14 protein-coding genes are annotated in these 15,640 nt (G+C 69.7%); 8 read left to right on the forward strand and 6 right to left on the reverse strand.

What is annotated here, in order from left to right:
• Positions 1–49: 49 nt before the first annotated feature.
• Both D7W81_RS09170 and D7W81_RS09175 read right to left on the reverse strand, forming a co-directional pair.
• On the reverse strand, positions 50–898 hold the full coding sequence (locus tag D7W81_RS09170; RefSeq protein ID WP_120554957.1) for a carboxypeptidase regulatory-like domain-containing protein: 849 nt from the start codon (positions 896–898) through the stop codon (positions 50–52).
• Positions 899–1,116: 218 nt separating this feature from the next.
• Positions 1,117–2,007 carry a hypothetical protein gene (locus tag D7W81_RS09175; protein ID WP_120554958.1) on the reverse strand — a complete coding sequence of 297 codons (891 nt, stop codon included), beginning with the start codon at positions 2,005–2,007 and terminating at the stop codon, positions 1,117–1,119.
• A gap of 182 nt (positions 2,008–2,189) precedes the next feature.
• On the opposite strand from D7W81_RS09175, the gene D7W81_RS09180 reads away from it, so the two are divergent.
• Positions 2,190–3,182, forward strand: a complete 993-nt coding sequence (locus tag D7W81_RS09180) for an RING finger protein (protein ID WP_120554959.1) — start codon at positions 2,190–2,192, stop codon at positions 3,180–3,182.
• Between the two features lie 72 nt (positions 3,183–3,254).
• Here D7W81_RS09180 and D7W81_RS09185 read toward each other — a convergent pair whose 3' ends face one another.
• Positions 3,255–3,926, reverse strand: coding sequence for a DsbA family oxidoreductase (locus tag D7W81_RS09185; RefSeq protein ID WP_120554960.1), 672 nt, complete (start codon positions 3,924–3,926; stop codon positions 3,255–3,257).
• 189 nt (positions 3,927–4,115) lie between these two features.
• Positions 4,116–5,135, reverse strand: a complete 1,020-nt coding sequence (locus D7W81_RS09190; protein WP_120554961.1) for an ATP-grasp domain-containing protein — start codon at positions 5,133–5,135, stop codon at positions 4,116–4,118.
• A 77-nt stretch (positions 5,136–5,212) separates the two neighbouring features.
• Between D7W81_RS09190 and D7W81_RS09195 the strand changes: the two genes are divergently transcribed.
• The 5 genes from D7W81_RS09195 to D7W81_RS09215 all read left to right on the forward strand — a co-directional run bounded on the left by D7W81_RS09195 (position 5,213) and on the right by D7W81_RS09215 (position 11,013).
• Complete coding sequence (locus tag D7W81_RS09195) at positions 5,213–6,649, forward strand: sigma 54-interacting transcriptional regulator (RefSeq protein WP_208721225.1); 1,437 nt, start codon at positions 5,213–5,215, stop codon at positions 6,647–6,649.
• Positions 6,650–6,816: 167 nt separating this feature from the next.
• Positions 6,817–7,596 carry a TadE/TadG family type IV pilus assembly protein gene (locus D7W81_RS09200; protein WP_120554962.1) on the forward strand — a complete coding sequence of 260 codons (780 nt, stop codon included), beginning with the start codon at positions 6,817–6,819 and terminating at the stop codon, positions 7,594–7,596.
• Positions 7,593–9,212, forward strand: a complete 1,620-nt coding sequence (locus D7W81_RS09205; protein WP_120554963.1) for a pilus assembly protein — start codon at positions 7,593–7,595, stop codon at positions 9,210–9,212. Before D7W81_RS09200 ends, D7W81_RS09205 begins: the two co-directional genes overlap by 4 nt.
• Positions 9,209–10,237, forward strand: a complete 1,029-nt coding sequence (locus tag D7W81_RS09210; protein ID WP_120554964.1) for a pilus assembly protein — start codon at positions 9,209–9,211, stop codon at positions 10,235–10,237. The genes D7W81_RS09205 and D7W81_RS09210 overlap by 4 nt, the downstream gene beginning before the upstream one ends.
• A complete protein-coding gene (locus D7W81_RS09215) occupies positions 10,237–11,013 on the forward strand; it encodes a hypothetical protein (protein WP_244227084.1) in 777 nt (258 codons plus the stop codon). The genes D7W81_RS09210 and D7W81_RS09215 overlap by 1 nt, the downstream gene beginning before the upstream one ends.
• A gap of 3 nt (positions 11,014–11,016) precedes the next feature.
• On the opposite strand, the gene D7W81_RS09220 is transcribed toward D7W81_RS09215, so the two are convergent.
• A complete protein-coding gene (locus D7W81_RS09220) occupies positions 11,017–11,400 on the reverse strand; it encodes a hypothetical protein (RefSeq protein ID WP_120554965.1) in 384 nt (127 codons plus the stop codon).
• A gap of 152 nt (positions 11,401–11,552) precedes the next feature.
• Here D7W81_RS09220 and D7W81_RS09225 point away from each other — a divergent pair, with 152 nt between their 5' ends.
• Positions 11,553–11,867, forward strand: a complete 315-nt coding sequence (locus tag D7W81_RS09225; RefSeq protein ID WP_147445400.1) for a hypothetical protein — start codon at positions 11,553–11,555, stop codon at positions 11,865–11,867.
• Positions 11,868–11,921: 54 nt separating this feature from the next.
• Positions 11,922–14,816 (forward strand): isoleucine--tRNA ligase, encoded by a 2,895-nt coding sequence (ileS, locus tag D7W81_RS09230; protein ID WP_120554967.1) that lies wholly within the window; start codon positions 11,922–11,924, stop codon positions 14,814–14,816.
• Between the two features lies 1 nt (position 14,817).
• On the opposite strand, the gene D7W81_RS09235 is transcribed toward ileS, so the two are convergent.
• Positions 14,818–15,549: a Mut7-C RNAse domain-containing protein gene (locus D7W81_RS09235; protein WP_120554968.1), complete on the reverse strand. Its 732-nt coding sequence runs from the start codon at positions 15,547–15,549 to the stop codon at positions 14,818–14,820.
• Positions 15,550–15,640 lie beyond the last annotated feature (91 nt).

Genomic DNA, 15,640 nt, shown 5'->3' on the forward strand with positions numbered 1-15,640 from the left:
GGACGCCTGTCCTCCTTAGGCCGGGATGTCCGACCTTTCGAGGGTTGGGTCAGGGCGCGTAGCGGCCCGGGTACACGGTGAGTACGACACCCAGGCCGGGGCCCACGTCGACGTTGCGCGGCACGTAGGCGCTGGCGCCCTCCACGGACAGCTGGAAGGACGACACGCCGGCGCCGGAGTGCACGAAGAGGAACAGTCCGTGGCCCGCGGTGCCCGTGGTGTTCACGGACGCCAGGTCGCCGGACGGGTAGTAGACGCGGTCCGCCAGCTCCGCGCGGTCCAGCGCCACGCGCACCCCGCTCACGGGCTGACCGTTCAGGTCCACCACGCGCCCCAGCACGAAGCCCGCGGAGGCCAGGGTGGCCGCCGGGTCGCCGGTGTGCCCCTGAAGGCGCGGCGCCCCCACGGCGGTGCCCAGCTGGTCCACGAACGCGGTGGGCAGGGCCCAGGCGTGCGCGTCGATGATGTCCGTGCGCGGACGGGTGCCGGTGAAGGCGGTGTCGTAGACGAGCGTGGTGCTGCGCACGAGGCCGTCGTGCGAAAGGCCCACCGCCAGCCCCTGGTGCACGTCGCGCACGGGCACGTCGGTGATGCGGAAGGCGCCGTCCTCGGACACCTCGCCGGTGGCGAAGGTGGCGCCCGGGTCGTTGACGGCCACGCGCAGGGGCTCCTCCACGGTGAGCGCCATCCCGGTGAGCGACGCCGGCGCCGCGGCCATGCCCTCGGCCTCCGGGAACACGCGCGCCTCGCCGCTCACGCGGATGCGAAGGTTTTCCAGATCCACCGCCTCGGCGTCCTCGGTCCGCACGCCGGGGTCCGGTGTGAAGCCGCCGTCGCCACAGGCCATCGCCAACAGCCCGAGCACGGCACCACCCGCCGCCCGAATGTAGTGTTTCATCGCGCCGCAACATCTTCACGGCCCGGGGTGATCGCAATCCGTCCCCCCGCGCCGTCCGTCCCCTTCACGACGCACGGGTGCTCCCGCGGGCCGGACCCACCAGACACCGGGCCCTCCGGATGTTGAAAACACGTCGGCACCGGGAGCCTGCCCTCCGTTCAGGACGGAAGGCCGCGCCCGGTGCCGCGGGTCACGCCAGGGAGGAGGAGGCGGAGCGCCTACCAGCGCGTCCCGCCCTTGCCGGAGCCGGAGGAGGAACCGGAGCCCTTGCCCGTGTTCCAGCCGCCGCTGCCGCTGTTGCCGCTGCTGCTTCCACTGCTGCCGCGGCCACTGCCACCACCGCTGCTCCCGCTGCTCCCGCTGCTGCTCCCACCGGGGCTGCCCCAGCCGCTGCCGCTGCTCCGGCCACCGCCGCTGCTGCTCCCGCTGTTGCCACGGTTGCTGTCGTTGTCGTCGTCGCGGCTCTTGCTGGCCGGGGTGTTCCAGCCGTTCCCCTTGTTGTTGTCGTTGTCGTCATTGCGCGAGCTGTTCGCGGCGGGGGCGGCGTTGCTGCGGCCCCAGCCGCCGGAGCCGCTGGGAGGCCGGGCGCCGGTGCCATTGCCGCCCGGAGGCGGGTTGCGGCCCTGGTTGACGGGAGCGGGAGCGGGCCGCGAAGGGGCGACGTTGTTGCGGCCGGACCCGGCGGAGGCCGCGTGGGTGTTGTCCCAGCGGTAGCCCCGGCCGCCGCGGTCGTAGGAGTAGCCCGAGCCCCACGAGCCGCGCGGGTAGTAGTCGTGCTGGTGGCGCCCGTGGAGGTTGCAGTAACCGCCGCTGGAGATGGGGTGGTAGTCCCAGTACCAGACCACCGTCGGGCCCCGGTAGTAGTAGACGTTGTCCGTGTAGACGTAGGACGCCTGGGGCGGCTGGTAGTCGTGGACGTGGGCGTAGTCCTCCGGGCACCAGCCGCCGCCGTAGTCGTCGGGGACGGGGTGCGCGCCGGCGAACCGGTACTCCGCCACGGGGGCGACGTAGGCCACGCGGCGGACGGGGCGATGCGAGTGGGCCTCGACGACACAGCCGGTCCCCATCAGCAGGGCCAGGGGGACGACCAGGGCGAGCAAGCGGTTCATGACGGGTCTCCTGGCGCGGAAGTGGACCCCCAAAGCGTCCCGCTCCGCAACCTCTGCCCCCACCGACGGCCGGACGCCGCGTTAATTCATCCGGAATGCCCGCCCGCCAGCAAGGGGAGGGGCCCGCCTGATATGACACCCGGGTCGCGGCCTCTGGGGGGCCGCGCCAGGGAGGCATGCGGATGTCGGATGTGGATTTCGGACGCGCGATGGGGGCGTCCTGCGCGCTGCACCCGCTGCGGGAGGCCACGGGCACCTGCGCGCGCTGTGGCAACTTCACGTGCGACACGTGCAGTGACAGCGGCTCGTCGCCGCGCTGCCCCACGTGCCGGGAGCGCTTCGGCGCCACGTTCCCGCTGAACCGGGAGAACTGGTCCTTCAGCAAGCTGTGGGACGTGTGCTGGGTGGCGTTCCAGCGCGAGTGGGGCATGTTGTCGCTCGCGGTGCTGGTCCTGGTGGGCGTGTCACTGGGCGCGCAGCTGATCAGCAGCATGTTCACGGCCATTGGCGAGGCGCTGGACAGCGGCGTCCTCGCCGTGGTGCTGACCATCGTGGGGGTCGTGGCGCAGCAGCTGGTGCAGGGGCTGGTGCAGCTGGGCCTCGTGCGCGTGTGCTTCGACGTGCTGCACGGAGGCCGCGCGGACGTGGGACGCCTCTTCAGCCAGGTGCACAAGGCGGGGCCCTACGCGCTGACGATGCTCCTGCTCTTCGTCATCGTCTTCATTCCCGTGGCCCTCCTCATCTTCCTGGGCATCCTCGCGGCCGCGGGCCTGGGCCTGGAGACGGGCTCCGTCGTGGGCCCGGACGCCTCTCCGCAGGAGCGCTGGGACGCGGTGGCGCCCGTCCTCGGCGTGATGGGGATGGCGTTCCTGGTGCTGGTGTGGCCCATCACGTACCTGGTGCTGCCGCTGTACCTCGTCCAGCCGGAGCTTGCGTACAACGACGTGCCGCCCTCGCCCCTGGAGGTGCTGCGCCGCAGCTGGGCGGCGGCGCGGGGTCAGCGGCTGGGCATGCTGGGCGTGAGCTTCGCGGCGGGGGCCGTCATGGTGGCGGGGTTCATCATGTGCTGCGTGGGCTTCATCCCCGGCATGGCGCTGGCCCAGTTGCTCACCGCGGGGATGTACCTGTCGCTGCGCTCCTCACACGAGGACGGCGCGGAGTCCTTCCCGGGCTGAAGAAGACGCGGGGAGGCACGCGCGCCTTCGCCAAGAGGCGAAGGCGCGCGGCAAGAAGAGGCAGCGGGCGCTTCAGTGCACCAGCCGCTCGGAGGAACCCGAGCGGGGCGCGACGACCTTGCCCAGGCACGCGAGGATGTGCTCGCGGTACTCGGTCAGCTCGCGCAGGCCGCACAGCATCCACCGGCCACCGATGACGAGCGTGGGCACGCCGCGCACGCCGCGGCTGCCGGCCAGCCGGTGCTCGTCGTAGATGAGCCGGCGCGTCTCTTCCGAACGGAAGGCCGCGGAGAACTGGTTCATGGACAGGCCCACGCGCGACGCGAGCTCGAACACCACGTCCGAGCGCGACACGTTGACGCCCTGCTCCAGCGCCGCGCGTTGCATGGACCGGGCGAGGAAGGCCCGCGCCTGCTGGCCCTGCAATCGCGCCGCCTCCAGCGCCGCCAATGCGGGGACGCTGGAGCGTGGCGGATCACCGCCCAGCCACAGGTCCGTGGAGAGCAGCGCGGCGGTGGGGTCGGTTTCGCGCTGGGCGCGCTTCACCTCTTCCACCAGCCCGCGCACTTCGCGTTCCGTGGGCAGCACGTCGTGCAGACGCAGGGGATAGGGACGCACGCTCCAGCGGACGGCGTCGCCAAACTCCTGGCGAAGCACCTCCAACCGTTGGTCGGCGAGGTAGCACCAGGAGCAAAGCACATCCTGGTAGACGGTGACCTGCAGCGGCTTGTGCAGCGTTTTCATCGGGGGTCGCCAGATTAGAGGCGCATCCCCGTCGCTGCCAACACCCGCCGACAATCCCCGCCCGGATGCATTCCCGTATTCCTGAGGAGCATCCAAGGCACCGTGCGCACCGTGAAGTCCCGCACGCATGCTACGGAGCAGGCGGGCAGGCACACGGGCACTGCTTGCGTGCTTGCTGCCACACCAGATTCAGGACGCGCGGCCCGCACGAGCAAGCAGCGCGCCGCTCCGGGTCCCCGCGTACACCAACGCGTGCTCCACGATGTGGCCCGCGATGTCCTGACCGGTGGCGCCCTCCAGGCCCTCGAAGCCGGGGCTGGAGTTGATCTCCATCAGGCGCGGGCCTTCACGGCCCTCCAGCATGTCCACGCCCGCGACCTCCAGGCCGATGATGCGCGCCGCCTTCACCGCGGCCTCCACGTAGGCGGGGGGCAGGGTGATGGCGCGGCCCTCGCCGCCACGGTGGATGTTGGAGCGGAACTCGCCCTTCTTCGCCTTGCGGCGCATGGCGCCCACCACCGTGTCGCCCACCACCAGCGCGCGCACGTCGCGGCCCTCGCTCTCCGCGACGAACTCCTGGAGGACGATCTCCTGGCCCAGGTCCCAGAAGGTGTCGAGGATGGTCTGCACCTCCGGCAGCGTGTGGGCAATCATCACGCCCACGCCCTGGGTGCCCTTGATCAGCTTGATGATGACGGGCAGGCCCCCCACCTCCTGCACCAGCTTGCGCACGTTGCCGCGGTCGTGCGCCATCACCGTCCGGGGCATGTCCAGGCCCGCGCGGGCGAGGAACTGGAGCGCGCGCAGCTTGTCGCGGCTGCGCGCGATGGCCGTGGGCGGGTTGAGGACGGGCACGTCCATCATCTCGAAGTGGTTCACCACCGCCAGGCCGTACGCGGTGATGGACGCGCCAATGCGCGGAATCACCACGTCCACGCCCTTCACCTCCGCGCCGCGGTAGGTCATGCGCGGCTTGCCGCGGGCCAGCAACAGGCAGCAGCGCAGCGTGTCGAACACGAGCGCCCGGTGCCCCCGGGCCTTGATGGCCTCCACCAGCCGGCGCGTCGAGTACAGCGAGCGCTTGCGGGACAGGATGGCCACGGTCTTCTTCACACGGGGCCGCTTGGGTCGCGGTGCGTCAGCGCGCTCGGGTGCCTGTGCGCCAGGCGGGACAGGCGCTTTCTTCGACTGGACTTTTCGGGGGGGCATGCGGGGCGCGGGACACTAGCACGCACGGGCGAGGAGGCACGGCACGTGGGAACCCTTTGCTATCCTCGCGTTCACTGATGACCGCACCGAACCCCCATCCCGACGACATCCACACCAACCCGGGAGACGTCGGCCTTGAACTGTCCTCCCAGTCCTCGCTGCTGGGGGAGACGCAGGTGGTGGATCCGCGCGCCACCGTGAAGCTGCACAAGTGCCGGCTGCTGGTGACGTCGGGGCCGGACACCGGGCGCTCCATGGCCAGCGACAAGGAGCGGCTTCGCTGCGGCGCCCATCCGGGCAACGACCTGGTGCTGGTGGAGGACCGCACCGCCAGCCGCCATCACTTCGAGGTCCAGTACACCGAGCGCGGCTACCTCCTGGTGGACCTGAACTCCACCAACGGCACCTTCCTGGACGGTCGGCGGATTGAGCGGGCCTACCTGTCCCCGGGCTCGCAGATCCGCGCCGGCTCCTCCGTCATCACCTTCGCCCCGCTGGATGAGGAGGTGGCGGTGGAGCCCGACCGCGAGGGCGAGCTGTGCGGCATGGTGGGCCAGAGCGTGAAGATGCGGCAGGTGTTCGGGCTCATCAAGCGCATCGCGCCCATGGACGTGTCCGTCATCATCCAGGGGGAGACGGGCACGGGGAAGGAGCTGGTCTCCAGCGCCATCCACGAACTGTCCAGCCGCAAGAAGGGCCCCATGGTGGTGCTGGACTGCGGCGCCATCCCGCCCAACCTCATCGAGAGCGAGCTGTTCGGCCACGAGAAGGGCTCCTTCACCGGCGCGACGTCCAGCCGCCCCGGCGCCTTCGAGCGCGCGCAAGGGGGCACCATCTTCCTGGACGAGCTGGGCGAGCTGCGCCTGGACCTGCAGCCCAAGCTCCTGCGCGTGCTGGAGAACCGCGAGGTGCGCCGGGTGGGCGGCAACGACGTCATCGAAGTGGACTGCCGGGTCATCGCCGCCACGCACCGCGACCTGGTGAAGGAGATCGCCGCGGGCAACTTCCGCGAGGACCTCTACTTCCGCCTGTCCGTCATCCACATCCAGCTGCCGCCCTTGCGTCAGCGCCGGGACGACATCCCGCTCATCCTCAAGCGGGCGCTGGCGGAACCGGAGGTCGTGGAGAAGCACGGCCGCAAGCGCTTCTCCGCGGAGGCCCTGGGGCTGCTGATGGCCTACGCGTGGCCCGGCAACGTGCGCGAACTGATGAACGTCCTCTCCCACGTGCTGACCTTCTCCGAGGAGGGCGAGGAGCTCCTCCCGTCCCACCTGCCCCCGCGCGTCCGCGGTCAGGCCCGCGAGGGACCGCTGCCCTTCAACGAGCACCTGGCCTTCAAGGACGCGAAGGAGCAGCTGCTGGAGAACTTCGAGCGCGAGTACGTCACCAGCGTCCTCACCCGCTGCGAGGGCAACCTGTCCCGAGCTGCCCGGGAGAGCGGGTTGCACCGCAAATCCATTGAACGCCTGGTAAAAAAGTATCAGCTCGACGCGAAGGGCCTGAAGCCCCGCTGAGACAGCGGTGTCACGGGGGTTCACTCAGGGTGTCGAATCCCGGAAGGTTTCCAAGCGCCTCGGTCCTCTGCGACAATCCAGGCCCCCCCTTGGACCCCGACGCGGCGTATCGGCGGTCAGTTGACGGATACTGCGAGGCTCCCCCGTCCCGCAGGATGAGCCTCCGTATGAGCGCACGATCCCCCCGTGACACACGCGAGTCAGGCCAGGCCGCGGTTGAAGCAGCGGTCACCCTGCCGCTGGTGGTCTTCCTCGTGCTTGGGACGTTGCAGCTGTTCCTGATGATGCAGGGCCGGCTGATGGCGGAGTACGCGGTCTTCCGCGCCACGCGCGTGGGCAGCGTGCGGCATGGCGACTGCGAGGCGATGACCCACGCGGCGGTCGTGGCGCTGCTGCCGAGCTTCTATTCGTTCCTGGGACGGGGCGGCGGCGGCACGCCGGGCCAGCTGCTGGCGGACGCCTTCGCCGCGCGCCGCAACAACCCGTTCAACCAGTTCCGCTACGTGCCGGGCCCGGATGGCAACCACGACGGCGTCATCCTGTGGCTCATCCGCGAGGGCCCCGTCGCGGCGTCGGTCCCCGACGAGGACGCCCACTTCGACCAGTGGGACGCCGACCCCATCCGGCGCCTGGAGATGCGGCTGGTCTACTGGTTCCCGCTGAAGATTCCCTTCGCGGACTGGGTCATCAGCCGCATGGTGCTGGCCCGCTGGGGCTGGCAGGACTACTCGGCGCAGAACCCGCTGATGCTCACGCAGAAGGCCCAGTGGGAGCAGACGCATGCCCTCAACGTGGAGGGGGCCATCCGCGCGGAGGTCATGGCCCGGTTCGCGGCGCGCCAGTACGTCATGCCCATCCAGGCGTCCGCCTCCCTGCGGATGATGACGCCGTTGCAGCGTCGCTTCTTCACCACCCAGAACTGCGCTCCGGCCCCGGAGGTCCTATGAAGCTGCCGCGTCTCACCCGTGGCCAGACGTTGGTGTTGTTCACGCTGACCCTGCTGTTGATGACCCTGCTGGTCTGCCTGACGCTGTCGCTGGGCAGCAAGGTGAAGGAGAAGATGGAGACGCAGGCGGTCGCGGACGCCGTGGCCTACAGCCAGGCCGCGCAGACCGCGCGCGTCTTCAACGAGATGGCGCTGATGAGCCGCGCGCAGATTGGCCACATGGTGTCCCAGGCCGCGGTCAACAGCCTCATCAACTGGAGCAGCTACTACCGCTCGCAGATTGGCGCCGCGATCGGGGCCTACGAGATTGCCTCCGCGCCATACTGGGCGCTGGTGCCGTGTTGCTTCCCCTATTCAGGGTGCAGCCAGTTCTGCGGCTGCGCCTTGGGCGCCATCGCGACCATCGGCCAGTCCGTATCGCGGCTGATTGCGTACGACCAGATGCTCAGTGCTCAATGGGAGGCCCTGGAGGCCCCCGCCGCCCGCCGCGCCATGCTGCTGGGCCGCGCCGCGCAGCTGATGTTCCTGGCCGGCCAGACAGCGGAGTACACGCGCTTCATGCTGGAGATGCAGAGCGAGCGCGTCGCGGACCGCATCGTCCAGGACGCGCAGCGCGGCAGCCCCTTCGCGGGGGAGATCCGCTCCAACAGCAACACGGCCATCAACGAAATCTACCTGGGCGTGGGTGCGGTCATCCCCGACATCTTCTCCCAGCACCACGTCTTCGCGGCCATTGGCAGCCGGGGCCACAGCTTCGTGACGGAGCGCAACCTCTACCCCACCGCGGACCTGGCCATCACCACGGGCATCCAGACGCGGGGCATCACGCCGCCGGACGTCTTCCAGTCCATTGGTGGGTTTGGCGCCGGCTACTGGTCCGCCTTCCCGGACCACGCGAGCTTCGGCTCCAGTGACGTGGCGGCCATCGCGGACGACCACGGCTTCGCCTCGGTGATGTTCAACCGGGGCCGTCCTCCCTGCCCGACCACGTCGGGCGGCGTCATGGTCAGCGCGTCGCTGCTGTACGCCACGGACAACATGGAGGCCTCGGACGTCCATGCGTGGCTGCCCTCCGCCACCTCGGGGCTGGGCAGGGACATGGAGCCCGCGCAGACGCGGCATGACATGGGCCGCTGCACGCGCCTGGGTATCGGGCGGTGCCCGTCCGTGTGGCCCATGTTCATGGACTACAACGGCCTGCACCTGATGGACTCCGGGGACATCTGGGGACAGCCGAAGAACTACGCGGTCATCCAGCGCGACTACGCCCAGCGCTCGGCGGCCGGGGGAGACCCCTGGGACCTGCTGTTCCGCTTCCGGTTCAACCCGTCCAGCAACGGCACGCAGTTCGACAACCGGGGCATCCAGCTGGGGCCCAAGTTCGGAGGCATGGACATCAGCCAGCAGACCTCCGTGTCCACGGGCGTCACCTACTACCACCGCCGCGACCACTGGCGGGAACCGCCCAACCTGCTCAACCCCTACTGGCGCGCCACGCTCGCGACGGATGACGTGGATGGCGAGGACATGACCGACGCGCTGAACGACTCCTCCGTGGGCTGGGCGGCGGACGCCTACAACGCCCTGAAGGCCCAGGGCTACCGGGGGCTGCCGTGAGCGTCCGCGTCCGGGGACGCCATCGCCGGGGCCAGGCCGTGCTGGAAGCGGCCCTGGGCATGCTGGTGTTCACCACGGTGCTCGTCTTCCTCATCCACTTCTCGGAGATCTCCGTGTTCTCCGTGAAGGTGACGGCGGCGACGCACGCGGCGCTGCTGGATGCGCCCGGCCACCGGCTGCATGACTGGCCGGGAGACTCGGACCCGTCCCGGCAGGCCGTCATCGACGCCGCGGCCGCCACCACCAACAGCTATGCGGACTTCGACGGGCTGAGCCGCACGCCGGGCCCGGGCACGGGCATCACCCAGGTCTTCACCCGGACGGACGGCATGCAGGTCACCTGTACGCCCAACGGCCCGGGGTATGACCCGCATCCCTTCGCCTACGTGGCCTACAGCGATGGCGGCGGAATCGCCTGCCAGGCGCGGGCGCAGCTGGCCGCCTTCCAGTTCCCGCAGCGCTTCGTGGAGGACTCGCAGGGGACGACGGGGTTCTTCAAGGAAGGCCACTACAACATGGCGCCGCTGAACGTGTGCGGCATTGGCCGGGCGTGGCAGAGCGGAGCGTGCTCGGCGTCGCTGACCAGCATGCTGGATGACTGGGGCCTGACGGGTGACGGCGAGTCCGGCTCGTGCCCCATCGTCCCGGACGTGCCCGCGCCGTGTCCCACGAACCTGCCCTATTGGAACATGGCGGCCAGCGTCTACGCGGCCAGCCTGTTGACGAACGCGATGGGGCCGGACTTCTCCGGCAGCTCGCTGGCGCTGGGCATCGTGGGGAGCATTCCGCTGCCCTTCTTCTATGGCGCGGAGAACATGTTCTGGATGAGCGCCATGGGTGAGGAGTGGGGTTTCCTCCAGCCGATGCCGGTGGATCCGGGTGGCTATTACGGTCCCGCGGCGTTGATCTACGCGTGGCCCACCTCGCCGGGTGCCATGCCTCCGGGGCCCTTCCTGGGCGCGGTCCCCTATCCCCTCGCCTGGGCGCAGCGCGACGGCTGTTTCCTGGGGAAGAACTGTCCTTGATGATGATTCCGTTTCTGTTGTCGCTCGCGCTGTCGGCGGGCCCCACCACGCCGGCGGATGCGGGAAGTCCGCAGCCGCGCCCGCCCTCGCGTGGCAAGGCGGGGGGGAAGGCGCAACCTCCGCCGGATGCGGGCGTGCCCGAAGCCGAGGCGCCCAAGGCACCGTTCCGTTGGGACATCCCGGGCAAGGTCATCTGGGTGCAGTCCCCGGGCCCGCAGGTGTCCGACGGCGTCCCCATGAACCTGGAGCTGGCGCGAACCGACTGGCCGCTCAACGCGGTCGTCCAGCACATCATGGAGAGCTTCCGGAAGGCCGGCTTCTACATGGCCCCGATGAAGGAGCAGCGCTCGCCCACCACGGAGCCGATGCTGACCGCGCTCGACGTGGAGAAGCTGCTCGCCTACACGGTCATCTTCCAGGAGAACGCGGACAAGTCGGTGACGCTCATCCTCGGCGTCTCCAACATGTCCAACTACAAGCCGCCCGGGACGACGCTCAGCTGGGCGCCGTTGATGCCGGGCGCGGAGGGGTTGACGCGCTCGGAGCTGGAGGGCGCGCACCTGGCCGTCTACGCGACCCCGCCCGGCACGACCGAGGCGCAGGTGCTCGACTACTACCGCACGGCGCTGAAGCCCGTGGGCTACGAGGAAGACCCCGATGAGAAGGGGCGCTTCCGGCGGGGCACGGAGCTGCTGATCATCGGCACGCGCACCGAGGAGAACCGCCTGATGGTGTCCCTGCGGCACCGCCAGGGGGGCGCTGCGAGCGCCCCCTGAGGGTCAGTGTCCGGAGCCCTTGCGGCGGACGTTCTGGGCGTTCTTGGCGTCCTTGGGGCTCAGGACCTTCATGCCGCAGCCCCGGTTGCAGGAGACCATCTTCTCCGCGCAGCGGGCGGGACAGCCGTGGTCGCCCTTCTTGCACTGGTTGATGCAGCGGCCCATGGGCTCCTGGCACTTGGACACGCACTGCGCCTGTTCCTGGCTCTGGAAGGGCGGCTTCATCTCCTCGCCCTGGTCATTCTTCACGGGCTGGAGCGGCGTCGCGGCCACGAGCGCGTTCAAGGACTGGGAGACGGCGGACGCGGGAAGCGCCCAGGCCGCGGGGGCGGCGAGCAGGACGAGGGCGCAGAGGCCCATCAGCAGTGCGGCGAGGGGGGACTTCATGGGATGCCTTTCGAGGGGAGCATGCGGCAAGGCTGGCCCCAAGCGGGAGCGCGCGGAGCATAGCGCTCCCCCTCGCGGGAATGAAGGCACACCCAGGATGCCCGCGCGGTGCTTCCTGAGCGATGATTCCGGGGCACAAGGAGCCTGACGACATGAAGACGCGAATCGCGATGCGGGGATGGCTGGGCTGGATGGCGCTGGGCGCCGTGCTGGTGGCGCCCCAGGCGCTGGCGGCGGATTCGCCACGGGCGCCGACGTGCGACGAGAAGTGCTCGCTCAGCGCCAGCTCCACGCTCAAGGCCTGTGCGAAGAAGTGCCCGGTGAAGAACCAGGCGTGCACGAGCACCTGCACGCAGAAGTTCCAGTTCGCGCAGGCGAAGTGCGCCAAGAAGTGTCCCAAGGGCAAGGGCAAGTCCGCCCCCGAGCCGCACTCGCACGAACACGGCGACGACCACCACGACGAGTGAGTCCGCGCGGCGGATTGAAGGACCGGCGGGAGGGTGTTACGGGCGCTGCCAGCCATGAGCGACGCCCCCTCCCGCAAGGACCTCGACGCCACCGTCCACCTGCCGCGCACGGAGTTCCCCATGAAGGGGAACCTGGGCCAGCTCGAACCGCGCCTGCTCGCCTGGTGGCGGGAGCAGGATGTGTGGACGCAGTTGCTGGCGAAGAACGCGGGCCGTGAGCCCTTTGTGCTGGCGGACGGGCCTCCGTACGCCAACGGCCACCTGCACGCCGGGCATGCGCTCAACAAGGTGCTGAAGGACATCGTGGTGAAGTTCCGGAACCTCTCCGGGCGCCCGTGTGACTTCATCCCCGGCTGGGACACCCACGGTCTGCCCATCGAGCAGGCGGTGGAGAAGCGCCTCAAGGAGCAGAAGCTGGACAAGCGCACGCTGTCCCGCGACGCGCTCCTGGAGCGCTGCCGCGAGTACGCGCTGGAGTTCGTGGACATCCAGCGCGCGGAGTTCCAGCGCCTGGGCGTCTTCGGGACGTGGGATGCGCCCTACCGGACGCTCGACTTCAGCTACGAGGCGCAGGAGGTGCGCGAGCTGGCCGGGTTCGCGCGCAGGGGCATGTTGTACCGGCGCAAGAAGCCCGTGGCGTGGTGCCTCCAGGACCAGACCGCGCTCGCGGAAGCCGAGGTGGAGTACGCGGAGCACACGTCGCCGTCCGCGTACGTGGCCTTCGACGCGGGGCCGGAGCTGGTGGCGCGGCTGCCGCAGCTGAAGGGGCAGCGTGTGTCCTTCGTCATCTGGACCACCACGCCGTGGACGCTGCCGGCGAACCTGGCCATCGCGGTGAACGCCGCGTTCGAATACGTCTTCTACCGGCTGGAGGACCGCGTCCTCTGCGTGGCGAAGGACCTGCTGGCGAAGGTGCTGGCGGAGGTGAAGTCGGACGAGCTCGCGGTGAAGCACGTGCAGTTGCCCATGGGCGAAGTGTCGTCACCGGCGCTGGTGGATCCGTCGCGCATCCTCGCGTACGCGACAGGCGAGGACCTGGAGCACGTGACGTATCAGCACCCGTTCCAGGAGCGGCAGGGGCGCGTGGTGCTGGGCGAGCACGTCACGCTGGAGGCGGGCACGGGCCTGGTGCACACGGCGCCGGGACATGGCCAGGAGGACTACGAGGTCGGCCTGAAGTACGGCCTGGACATCTACAACCCGGTGCGCGCGGACGGGCGCTACGACGACACGGTGGGCGAGGTGCTCGCGGGCCGCCGCGTGTTCGACGCGAACCCGGTGGTGCTGGACCTGCTGGCGCAGCGGGGCGCGCTGCTCAACGACAAGTCAGACACCGTCACGCACAGCTATCCGCATTGCTGGCGCTGCCACCAGCCGGTCATCCAGGCGGCCACCTATCAGTGGTTCATCCCCATGGACTCGCCGTTCCACGGCACGCAGACGTTCCGGCAGGTGGTGCTGGAGCAGGTGGACAAGGTCCAGTGGGTGCCGTCGTGGGGGCAGTCGCGCATCCGGGGCATGCTGGAGGGCCGTCCGGACTGGTGCATCAGCCGGCAGCGCAGCTGGGGCGTGCCCATTCCCATCGCGTACTGCGACGGGTGCGACGACGCGGTGGTGTCCCCGGAGGTGATGGAGCGGGTGGCGGCGGCGGTGGAGAAGGAGGGCGCGGGCGTGTGGTACCGCACGCCGGTGAAGCAGTTCCTCGGGGAGGACTTCACGTGTCCGCGCTGCGGCAAGGGAGAGTTCCACCGCGAGACGGACATCCTGGATGTGTGGTTCGACTCGGCGTGCATGGCGCCCGCGGTGCTGGAGAAGCGGCAGCGCGTGCCGGCGGACCTGTTCCTGGAGGGGAGTGATCAGCACCGGGGCTGGTTCCATTCCTCGCTGCTGGTGTCGGTGGGCACGCGCGACGTGGCGCCCTACAAGGCGTGCCTCACGCACGGCTTCGTGGTGGACGGCCAGGGCGAGAAGATGTCCAAGAGCCAGGGCAACACGGTGGCGCCGGACAAGGTCATCCAGCAGTACGGCGCGGAGGTGCTGCGGCTGTGGGTGGCCGCCAGCGACTACCGCAACGACGTGCGCCTGTCGGACGCCATCCTCAAGGGCCTGTCGGAGGGCTACCGGAAGATCCGCAACACGCTGCGGTACGCGCTGGGCAACCTGCACGACTTCGACCCGGCGAAGGACGCGGTGGCACCGGATGCGCTGCTGCCCCTGGACCAGTGGGCGCGAGGACGGCTGGCGCAGGTGGCCGCGCGGGTGCGGCAGGCCTACGAGGATTATGAGTTCCATCTCGTCTACGCGACGGTGGTGGACTTCTGCGCCAATGACCTGTCGGCCGTGTACTTCGACATCCTGAAGGACCGGCTCTACACGGCGAAGCAGGACGGCCCCGCGCGGCGGGGCGCGCAGACGGTGCTGCACGAGGTGCTCACGGTGCTGCTGCCGTTGCTGGCCCCGGTGATGAGCTTCACGTCGGAGGAGGCGTGGCAGCACCTGCCGGGTGAGCGCGCGAAGAGCGTGTTCCTGGCGGGCTTCGCGGACGTGGGCGCCACGATGCCTCCGGAGCTGGAGGCGCGGTACGCGAAGTTGTTCGCGGTGCGCGGCGCTGTGCAGGGCGTGCTGGAGGTGGCGCGGCGGGACAAGCGCATCGGCGCGTCACTGGAGGCGCGTGTGGTGCTGAGCGCCACGGGCGCGGTGCGGGAGCTGCTGGAGGCGCACCTCGCGGAGCTGCCCGGGCTGTTCATCGTGAGCCAGGTGGAGCTGGCGGAGGCTCCGTCTGATTCGACGAAGGCACTGGATGTTTCACAGACATTCGGTGACGGCGCGTCCCTGTCCGTGGAGGTACTTCCGGCGCTGGGCTCGAAGTGCCCCCGCTGCTGGGTGTATTCCGAGGCGGTGGGGCAGGGCGGGGATGTCTGTCTCAAGTGCCGTGAGGCATTGGGCTGAGTCAGGGATTGGTGGTCTCCAGCCTGCGCAGCGTGTCCACCAGGTTCTGCATGCGTTCGTGGTGCGTGCCGGGCCAGAAGACACGCTGACAGCCGGGGCACTGTTGGAAGTGGCTGTGGCGCTGGGCGACACCTTCGGGGACACGGCCCTGCACTTCGTCCGGCGTCGCGGTGGACAGCGAGGCGTTGCACGCGAGGCAGCGGGAAAAGGGCCGCATGCGCGACGTCAGGCCGTAGCGGCGCACCACCTCCACCAGCTGGTGCGCGGAGTCGGTGGCTCGCGGGAAGTAGCCCTGCACCACCTCCGACCGCTTGAGGACTCCCAGGTCCCTTGTGAGCAGCACTCGCGATTCGTCGTGGGACAGGCGCGCCAGCAGGTCATCCGCGTAGTCGTTGCGCCACAGGGTGTCGAAGCCGAGCATCCGCAGGAAGCCCGACAGCCTCCCCAACCCCACGTCGAGGATGAAGCGCGGCAACTCCGGGAGCGGCACTGGGATGGAGGCCGGATACACGTCCAGGTTCGTGTCCGCCTCCGCCCGGTGCCCGAAGCCCACCGGCTCCCCGTTCACCAGCACCACGTCCACCTCTGGATGCGGCGGCCCCAGCGACTCGATGAGGTCCTTCACTGAAGGGCTGCCTTGAAGCACGTGCGTGAACACCTGCTCCCGGCGCTCCGGTGCGACGAAGTCGTTCAGTGCGCCGTGAAACCGCACCGTGAGCTGCCGTGCTGACATCCTGGACTCCTCACGTCGTGCTGCGTCGTGGCCCGATCTCGCGATGCCTTCCTCTGAATCCCAGCCTTCCCCAGCTCCAGGTGTGTCGGGA

The organism is Corallococcus aberystwythensis (assembly GCF_003612165.1).
Taxonomy (GTDB): domain Bacteria; phylum Myxococcota; class Myxococcia; order Myxococcales; family Myxococcaceae; genus Corallococcus; species Corallococcus aberystwythensis.